This is a genomic window from Allosphingosinicella sp., from assembly GCF_036387215.1.
GTDB lineage: Bacteria > Pseudomonadota > Alphaproteobacteria > Sphingomonadales > Sphingomonadaceae > Allosphingosinicella.
Genome location: NZ_DASVUE010000394.1, coordinates 1 through 8,995 on the forward strand (window position 1 = coordinate 1; position 8,995 = coordinate 8,995).

General features: G+C 66.9%; 10 protein-coding genes. 6 read left to right on the plus strand and 4 right to left on the minus strand.

Going from position 1 to position 8,995, the window contains the following annotated elements:
* A partial coding sequence (locus VF662_RS15180; protein ID WP_464142762.1) for an EF-hand domain-containing protein occupies positions 1-507 on the plus strand: 507 nt, incomplete at its 5' end.
* A gap of 57 nt (positions 508-564) precedes the next feature.
* Here VF662_RS15180 and VF662_RS15185 read toward each other — a convergent pair.
* The 4 genes from VF662_RS15185 to VF662_RS15200 form a co-directional block, all read right to left on the minus strand.
* The gene (locus VF662_RS15185; RefSeq protein ID WP_464142764.1) at positions 565-921 is read right to left on the minus strand and encodes a response regulator; all 357 of its coding nucleotides are present in this window, start codon (positions 919-921) and stop codon (positions 565-567) included.
* The gene (locus tag VF662_RS15190; protein WP_464142766.1) at positions 914-2,824 is read right to left on the minus strand and encodes a sensor histidine kinase; all 1,911 of its coding nucleotides are present in this window, start codon (positions 2,822-2,824) and stop codon (positions 914-916) included. The genes VF662_RS15185 and VF662_RS15190 overlap by 8 nt, the downstream gene beginning before the upstream one ends.
* Before the next feature lie 123 nt (positions 2,825-2,947).
* The gene (gene rlmN / locus VF662_RS15195; protein WP_464142768.1) at positions 2,948-4,144 is read right to left on the minus strand and encodes a dual-specificity RNA methyltransferase RlmN; all 1,197 of its coding nucleotides are present in this window, start codon (positions 4,142-4,144) and stop codon (positions 2,948-2,950) included.
* A gap of 48 nt (positions 4,145-4,192) precedes the next feature.
* Positions 4,193-4,531 carry a hypothetical protein gene (locus VF662_RS15200; RefSeq protein WP_464142770.1) on the minus strand — a complete coding sequence of 113 codons (339 nt, stop codon included), beginning with the start codon at positions 4,529-4,531 and terminating at the stop codon, positions 4,193-4,195.
* Between the two features lie 301 nt (positions 4,532-4,832).
* Between VF662_RS15200 and VF662_RS15205 the strand changes: the two genes are divergently transcribed.
* The 5 genes from VF662_RS15205 to VF662_RS15225 all read left to right on the plus strand — a co-directional run bounded on the left by VF662_RS15205 (position 4,833) and on the right by VF662_RS15225 (position 8,621).
* On the plus strand, positions 4,833-5,513 hold the full coding sequence (locus VF662_RS15205; RefSeq protein ID WP_464142772.1) for an outer membrane protein: 681 nt from the start codon (positions 4,833-4,835) through the stop codon (positions 5,511-5,513).
* 154 nt (positions 5,514-5,667) lie between these two features.
* Positions 5,668-6,789 carry a DNA polymerase III subunit beta gene (dnaN, locus tag VF662_RS15210; RefSeq protein WP_464142774.1) on the plus strand — a complete coding sequence of 374 codons (1,122 nt, stop codon included), beginning with the start codon at positions 5,668-5,670 and terminating at the stop codon, positions 6,787-6,789.
* 45 nt (positions 6,790-6,834) lie between these two features.
* Positions 6,835-7,122: a hypothetical protein gene (locus VF662_RS15215; RefSeq protein WP_464142776.1), complete on the plus strand. Its 288-nt coding sequence runs from the start codon at positions 6,835-6,837 to the stop codon at positions 7,120-7,122.
* A complete protein-coding gene (locus VF662_RS15220) occupies positions 7,119-7,430 on the plus strand; it encodes a type II toxin-antitoxin system RelE/ParE family toxin (RefSeq protein WP_464142778.1) in 312 nt (103 codons plus the stop codon). Before VF662_RS15215 ends, VF662_RS15220 begins: the two co-directional genes overlap by 4 nt.
* Positions 7,431-8,621, plus strand: coding sequence for a DNA replication/repair protein RecF (locus VF662_RS15225; RefSeq protein ID WP_464142780.1), 1,191 nt, complete (start codon positions 7,431-7,433; stop codon positions 8,619-8,621).
* Positions 8,622-8,995 lie beyond the last annotated feature (374 nt).

Genomic DNA, 8,995 nt, shown 5'->3' on the forward strand with positions numbered 1-8,995 from the left:
GCCGGCGTCACGCGCGCCCAGGTCCAGGAGCGGGTGCGCGACATGTTCGCGCGAGTCGATGCGAATCGCGACGGCTATGTGACCCAGGCGGAAGCGCAGGCTTTCCGCGGCTCCGTCCGCGGCGCGCGCCGCGAGGCGCGCCAGGATCGCCGCGAGGAGAGGTTCGCCCGCCTCGACGCCAATCGCGACGGCCAGATCAGCCGCGCCGAATTCTTCGCGCCCCGCCAGGGCGCGGAACGCGGCGAGCGTGCGGTGCGCGGTGAACGCCGTGCCGAGCGGCGCGAGCACCGTCTGGAGCGTCGCGGCCAGCGTGCCGGCATGTTCGCCCGTCTGGGCGAACGCCGCTTCGACCGGGTCGATGCCAACAATGACGGCCGCATCTCGCTGGCCGAGGCGACCCAGCTCCGCCTCCAGGCCTTTGACCGCGCGGACGTGAACCGCGACGGCCGGATCACCCCTGAGGAGCGCCGCGCGATCCGCGCCGCACGCCAGCAGCGCCGCGGCTAATCACCGAGCCGATGAAGCATGAGGGGCCGGGGCAGCGATGCTCCGGCCCTTTCCGCGTCAGCCCAGGCTTGCGCTGAGGGCTGCCTCGAGATCCCGCGCTCGGAAGGGCTTCTGCAGCACCGGCCGGTCGCGATATTGCTCCTCGATGCCCTTGATCCCGTAGCCGGTGGCAAAGAGGAACGGGATATTCCGCTCCGTCAGCAAGGCCGCCACGGGAAAGGAGGTCTCGCCGGCAAGGTTCACGTCGAGCATCGCAAGATCGAACTCCGCCTCGCGGGCGAGCGACAATGCCGCATCGAGCCGGCCTGCAAGCCCCGCCACCTCGTGGCCGAGGTCGAGCAGCATGTCCTCGATGTTCATCGCCACCAGCATCTCGTCCTCGACGATCAGGATCCGGAGGCGCCGCTCAGCCATTGGCCGCTCCAGCCAGCACGACGGGAAGCGAGGCATCGATCGCGCAGCGAAGGCCGTCCGACTCGAAATGCATCCGCGCCGTTCCGCCGAGATCGGTGGCAAGGCCGCGCTCGATCAGCCTCGAGCCGAAGCCGCGGCCGGCGGGCGCCGCCACCCGCGGGCCATCCTTCTCCTTCCACTTGAAGCGGAGCCGGTCGCCCTCGGTGCGCCAGCGGATCGCGACCTTGCCCGCCTCGCTGCCGAGCGCACCATATTTGGCGGCGTTGGTGCTGAGCTCGTGAAGCGCCAGCGCAAGCGCCAAAGCGGCACGCGGCGCCAGCCACACCTCCTCCCCCTCGATCTCGAACCGCTCTGCCGACAGATGATCGATCGAATCGCGCACCACCTGGTCGAACGACGCGCCGGCCCAGTTCTGATCGGTGAGGAGATTGTGGGCACGCGACAGCGCGAGCAGGCGCGCCTCGAACCGCGCTCTTGCCTCCGCAAGCGAGATATCGCCCTTCAGCGTCTGGAAGGCGATCGCCTGCACCGTCGCGAGCGTGTTCTTCACGCGGTGGTTGAGCTCGTTGATCAGGAGCCGCTGCCGCTCCTCGGCAATCTTCTGCTCGTGCACGTCCTCGGTCGAGCCGTACCAGAGGCAGATGGCGCCGTCGCTTCCGTAGCGCGGGAAGGCGCGTGACCGGGCCCAACGGTAGCTCCCGTCGAGCATCTTCATCCGATGCTCGATGTCGTACGGCTCGCCGGTCGCGACGCAGTTGCGCCAGACCTCGAACGTCCGCTCGACATCGTCAGGGTGGAGCCCGCCCGCCCAGCTTTCGCCGGTGCCCGGCGTTCCCGTCCAATCCTCCCAGCGCTTGGCAACCCGGTTGAGCTGCCCGTCGGGGAGCGCGGTCCAGGTGACCTGGGGGTTTAGTTCGACGGTGTGGCGATAATGGTCCTCGCTTTCGCGCAGGCGCTGTTCGCTTTCCGCGCGCTCGACCGCCGCCCAGCTCCGCTCCGCGACGTCGCGCGCCATCGCCGCCTCGGACCGCTTCCACTCGCGCACGGCCGGCTCATGGACGAAGAGCAAGGCCTTGAGCGCTCCCTCGCGCACCAGGGGAACGGTGATGAGCCCGCGAACGCCGAGCCGCTTGCCGAGCGCTGCGTCCGCCTCGCTGCTGCCGCCCTGGACGTTCTCGACGTCGGGCAAGGCGAGCACCTCGCCCATCTTCAGATAGGCGATCGCGGCCGGCGGAAGGTCCGACAGGCGCCCCGCCCGGCCGCGGAGCGACGGCACGTCCGGACCGCGCCGCCACTCGCCGGTGATCGAAAGCATGTCCTGCGCCTCGTCGACGTCGACGAACCCGACCCGTTCGGCGCGGAGATATTCGCCCAGCATCGCCGCCGCTTCGGTCTTGACCTCCTCAGGAGCGCCAAGGCTGCGCAGCCGATCGGCGAGCGCGACCTGGAAGGAAAGCCGGCGCTCGTTGATGACGGCGCTGGTGATCTCGTTGCCCTGGTTGAAGATGCCGAGAACGTGCCCCGCCGGATCCAGGATCGGCGTCAGGCTGTAGTTCCAGTAGGTTTCCTGCTCGACGCCGCCGCGCACCATCGGAAGCATCTGCTCGAAGGCGGAAAGGCCTTTGCCGGTCCGCATCACCTCCTCGAACTGCGCTCCGACGACGGGCCAGATGTCGGCCCACACCTCCTTGGCCGGTTGCCCGAGCGCGCCGGGATGCCGTTCGGCGGGTATCGGCGCCCAGGCGTCGTTGTAGAGCAGGCGGAGCTCCGGGCCCCAGTAGATGGCGGTCGGGAAGGCGCTGTGCTCGGCGATGCTGAGCGCCACACGCAGTGGCTCCGGCCAGCTTTCGATCGGCCCGAGCGGGGTCGAGGCCCAATCGAAGCCGCGGATCCTCTCAGCCATCCCCGGATCGGGATCGGCAATCCCGGATTGTGGGGAAGTCGAGGCCATAAAGCGAGGCGTACTCCGGCTTGGTCGGAGCGCAAATAACGCAGCCGCTTCAGATCACAAGCGGCGAAAACAAGCTCAGGCGAGCGCCGCCAGTTTCTCTTCCGCCAGCTTGTCGAGCTCCGCCCGGCTCTTCTTCTCCGCGGCCGACTTCAGCTGGCCGCAGGCGGCCATGATGTCCCGGCCGCGCGGGCGGCGGATCGGCGCGGATATACCGGCCTCGAAGATGATGTCCGAAAAACGCTGCACCCGCTCCTCGTCCGAGCATTCGTAGGGCGCGCCGGGCCATGGGTTGAACGGGATGAGGTTCACCTTGGCCGGCAGCTTGTACTTGCGGATCAGCCGCACGAGCTCGCGCGCATCCTCGTCGCCGTCGTTCTTGTCCTTCAGCATCACATATTCAAAGGTGATGCGGCGCGCGTTGTTGACGCCCGGATAGTCTGCGCAGGCCTGGAGCAGCTCCTCGATGCCGTATTTGCGGTTCAAGGGCACGATCTCGTCGCGCACTTCCTTCGTCACGGCGTGCAGTGAGACGGCGAGATTGACACCGATCTCCTCGCCCGCGCGCTCCATCATCGGCACCACGCCCGAGGTCGAAAGCGTGATGCGCCGCCGGGAGAGGCCGAGCCCGTCCCCGTCCATCACGATCTTCAGCGCGTCGCGGACATTGTCGAAATTGTAGAGCGGCTCGCCCATGCCCATCATCACGATGTTGGAGAGCATCCGCCCCTCGGGCTGCGACGGCCACTCGCCGAGCGCATCGCGGGCGAGCATCACCTGCCCCACGATCTCGCCGGCATCGAGGTTGCGGACGAGGCGCATCGTGCCGGTGTGGCAGAAGCGGCAATTGAGGGTGCAGCCGACCTGGCTCGAGACGCACAGCGTGCCCCGATCCGCATCGGGAATGAAGACCATCTCGAAATCATGGCCGTCGTCCGTCTTGAGGAGCCACTTGCGGGTGCCGTCGGTCGAGACCTGCTGAACGACCACGTTCGGCCGCGCGATCACGAACCGCTCGGCAAGCCAGAGCCGGTGCGGCTTGGCGATGTCGCTCATCGCGTCGAAATCCTCCGCGCCGCGATTGTAGATCTGGTGCCAGATCTGCTTGGCGCGGAGCTTCGCCTGCTTCGGATCCATGCCCGCCTCGGCGAGCGCTTCCCGGATCGCATCGCGGGAAAGGCCGATGAGGTTCAGGCGCGCATCGTCGCGCGCGGTCTGCGGACGCGGGACGGGAACCGGGTCGATGTGCCCGGGGATCGGCATGGCGGCTGTCATGATGGCGCTTATGTAGGGAAGAATGCGGCCTTTTTCCAGCGCCGGCGCTTAGCGCCGCGCGCAGCCGATCGCGGCTGCGTCGATCGCGGTCGCAGCGCCGCGAAGCTGGTAATAATCGCGGACCAGTGCCCCTCGGTCCGACCGAGTCTCGAGGGTCATGTCGATGCCGCTTCGCATGGCCGATACGATCTCCGCATCGCCGCGCGCATCGGCGGCCCAGGCATCGGCGCCGCCGGCGAACAGCTGGAAGGTGCGGTCGTCGATCCGGAGCAGCACCGCGGAGCCCGGCCGCTTGGTGCGGCTGAGCCGGAAATGCACCTGGCCTTTGACGCCGCGGCCCGGCCAGAAGGCGACCGAGGCGAACGGCCGCCAGCCCTCCGCCTTCATCGATCGGCGCGGCTCCGCGATCGCGAAGCAACGCGCCGGCGCCCCGTCTCTAAAGGCGCCCCACTGGTAGAAGATTCCCAGCGACTGTCGCTCCGCTACAACAGGTGCAGCATTTGCAAGTAACGCTGCAAAGAAAGCAATCGCGTGCATAATCCGCCTTCACTCTGCGCCATGTTGCACATTGGCAACAGGAAATTACCGTTTATGTGAGATTCATGCAACTTCTCGTCTTTGCATGCGCTGGGCCCGCCGTTCCCCTCTGGGACCACACAAGAACGTACGAAGTTGGAGTTTTTCAGGAATGCGTAAATTTGTTATCGCCGCTCTTCTTGCCGGCACCGTCGCCACCCCCGCTTTCGCTCAGGACACTGCCAGCCCATTCACCGGCTTCCGTCTGGAAGGCTTGGCGGGATATGACAAGCTGAAGTCCGGCGACCGCAACGACGACGCCGTCGACACCAATGACGACAATGGCGACGAATCCATCGAAGGCGTCGGCTACGGCATCGGTGCCGGCTACGATTTCGATCTCGGCGGCGTCGTTGCCGGCGTCGAGGCGGAATACACCGATTCCAGCGGCAAGCAGGAAGCCGACGAGACTCTGGACGGCATCCCCTTCACCTCGCGGATCGGCATCGGCCGCGACATCTATGTCGGCGGCCGCATCGGCTTCCGCGCTGCGCCGAGCACGCTCGTCTATGCTAAGGGCGGCTACACCAACACCAGCATCGAATTCGCCGCCAAGACCGCCGGCGACCGCTTCGAGCTCGACAGCAACGTCGACGGCTGGCGCCTGGGTGCCGGCGTCGAGCAGCTGCTCGGCCCGAACCTCTACGGCAAGGTCGAGTATCGCTATTCGAACTACCGGAACCTCGACTTCAGCGACAATTTCGACCTCGAAAATTTCGAATCCGAGGATTTCGGGACGAAGATCGACCTCGACCGTCACCAGGTGATGGCCGGCATCGGTTTCCGCTTCTGAGCGATCGGATCGAAGTGGTCCTTCGGTCCGGGTCACGGAAAAGAGGGCCGGGGCAGCGATGCTCCGGCCCTTTTCACGTCCTCAGTCACTAACCTCTAGCCGTCCGACCTAAGCCGCTCTACAACCCCCGAAAGTACCACTTCCGGGGGAATCCATGAAGGCGACGATCGAACGGGCCACGCTCCTCAAGAGCCTCGGGCACGTCCAATCCGTGGTGGAGCGCAGGAACACGATCCCGATCCTGTCCAACGTCCTCATCGAAGCGAGCGAGGAGGGCGGGATCCGCCTGATGGCGACCGACCTCGATCTGCAGATCAACGAGACCGTCGATGCCAATGTGACCCAGCCGGGCGCCACCACCGTCTCCGCCCACACCCTGTTCGACATCGCCCGCAAGCTTCCCGAGGGAAGCCAGGTCGAAATCTCCGCGTCCGAAGGCAAGATGCAGGTCAACGCCGGCCGCGCCCGCTTCAACCTGTCGACTCTGCCGCGCGACGACTTCCCGGTGATCGCCGAGGGCGACCTTCCGACCGCGTTCGAGCTTCCGGCGGCGACGCTCCGCCAGATCATCGACAAGACCCGCTTCGCCATCTCGCACGAGGAGACCCGTTACTATCTGAACGGCATCTTCCTGCACGTCTCGGAAGACGGCCCGGCCGGTGCCGGCCAGCTCAAGGCCGCCGCCACCGACGGTCACCGCCTCGCCCGAGTCACCGTTCCGCGGCCGGCCGGCGCGGAAGGCATGCCGGACGTGATCATCCCCAGGAAATGCGTCGGCGAACTCCGGAAGCTGCTCGACGAGGTGGACGGCACCGTCCAGGTCTCGCTCTCCGAATCCAAGATCCGCTTCGGGCTCGGCACCGCGATCCTCACTTCGAAGCTGATCGACGGCACGTTCCCGGATTACACCCGCGTCATCCCCACCGCGAACGACAAGCTGCTCCGGATCGATCCGCGCAGCTTCGAGGAGGGCGTCGACCGCGTTGCCACCATTGCCAGCGAGAAGACCCGCGCGGTGAAGATGGCGCTCGACCGCGACAAGATCACGCTTTCCGTCACCAGCCCCGAAAACGGCACTGCGGCCGAGGAAGTGCCGGGGGATTACGGCGCCGACAGCCTCGAGATCGGCTTCAACGCGCGCTACCTGCTCGACATCCTCGACCAGATCGAGGGCGACACCGTCGAAGTCCACCTCGCAGACGCCGCCGCCCCCACCCTGCTGCGCGAGAACGACAAGGCGCCGGCGCTCTACGTCCTGATGCCGATGCGGGTCTGAGACGGCCGCATTGATAGAATTTGGCTTCGGGCGTAAGGAGGCGGCATGATCGTCAAACGTCTTGAAGCCGGCGCCCCTGCCGTCATTCCGGATGAACTTCTGGCTGAGCTGGGGCTCAAGCCGGGCGATGAGATCGGGTTTGCCGTTGAAGACGGGGAGGTGCGCGTGTTCCGCAAGCCCCCGCTTGAAGGCCTCGACGAAGAAACTGGCCTGACGACCAGTGAGCTGCGCGCCTTCATCGCAGAAGGGATGAAGGGCCCTTATATCCCAGCCGAGGAAGCTTTCGCCCGATTGAGGACACACGCCGCCGCCGCACGTTCAGCCGGGGAGTGAGCCGCCCGATCCGGTTCAGTGAGGCCGCCTCTGCCGACCTCCGCGACATTTACGACTATATAGCGGCCCAGGCCGGCTTCGATGTCGCGGATGTATATGTCGAGAGAATGATCGCCTCCTGCGAGAAGCTGCGAGATCATGCGAAACTCGGCAGGCCCCGCGATGGCCTTCTGGTGGGTTTGCGAAGCATCTCTTTCGAGAGGCGCGCCACCATCTTCTACACCGTCGAACAAGGCATGATTTCTGTTGAGCGGGTCGCAGCCAAAGGCCGTGACCTCCGCAAGATGTTCAGCCGCAGCGGGGACTAGGTGCTCCTCACCCGACTTTCCCTGACCGATTTCCGCTCCTATGCCGATGCGCTGATCGCACCCGGCGCAGGTCTCGTCATCCTCACCGGCGACAATGGCGCGGGGAAGACGAACGTGCTGGAGGCGGTGTCGCTTCTCTCCCCCGGCCGCGGCCTCAGGGGCGCGAGCTTGTCCGAGATCGCGCGAAGCGACGGGCCTGGCGGATTCGCAGTGGCGGCGCGGCTCACGATCCCCCTCCCTGGAAGGGAGGGGTCAGGGGTGGGTGCCGCCGCAGGCGGCTTCGGGGCGGAAGATGAAGGCCCGCTTCGCTCGCCTCCCCTCCCCCAGCCCCACCCTTCTCAAGAGGGGAGCTTTGTCGATATCGGCACCGGCGCCACGCCCACGGCGCCCGAGCGGCGGCAGGTGCGGATCAATGGGGCGCAGGCTTCGGCCACCTCGCTTGCCGAATGGCTGTCGGTGCTTTGGCTCACGCCGGCCATGGACCGCCTGTTCCTCGAAGGTGCGGGCGGGCGCCGCCGGTTCCTGGACCGGCTGGTGCTGGCGCTGGAGCCGGCCCATGCCGTCCACGCCGCCCGCTACGAAGCTGCGATGCGCGCCCGGAACAAGCTCCTCGCGGAAGAGGGCCCCGACCCAGGGTGGCTGAGCGCATTGGAGGCGCGGCTCGTGGAGCACGGTATCGCCATGGCCGAAGCCCGCGCGGCGGCCGTGGCGGCGCTGTCGGAGCGGCTTGCGGATGCGCCGGAGGGTCCGTTCGCCCGAGCGGGCCTTTCGCTTCAGGGCTGGCATCCGGCGGATCCCGAAGCTTTCAGCCGCGAGCTCGCCGCCGGACGCCCCCGGGACGCCGCCGCCGGACGGACGCTGGCAGGGCCTCACCGCACCGACATGAACGTCACCCACCTCGGCAAGGGCCAGCCGGCCGAGCGCTGCTCCACGGGGGAGCAGAAGGCGCTGCTGCTCGGCCTCGTCCTTGCCCATGCGGATCTCGTCGCGGACCGCGCCGGGCGGCGCCCGATCCTTCTCCTCGACGAAGTGGCCGCTCACCTCGATCCCTTCCGCCGCCGCGCCTTGTTCGAGCGGCTTGCGGCGGCGGGGGGTCAGGTCTGGATGACGGGCACCGAGCGGGCGCTGTTCGAGGGGGCCGATGGCTCGGCGACGATGCTCGAAGTGAGGGACGGCGCCGTCCATTCCTGACGGCGCAGAAAAGGCTTTCCTACAGCTCCCGCCGCCTGTCATGATCCTCCCATGGATCTCTCCCGAACCCTTTGCTGCTCCGGTCGCCGCCCTGATCCGCCGGGGGGAGAGCCCCCCTGCGTTTCCATGTGACATTCGTGCCATTCGTGCCATTCGCGACGGCTTACAAGCTGGCCCCGGCCGCCCCGGAATCCGGCGTTTTTCCTTGGGTTTCGGCCCCTCCTCCCCTATATGATCGGCATGGCATCTTCCCCCACTGAAAACAGCTACGGCGCCGATTCGATCAAGGTGCTGAAAGGCCTCGACGCGGTCCGCAAGCGGCCCGGAATGTATATCGGCGACACCGACGACGGATCGGGCCTCCACCACATGGT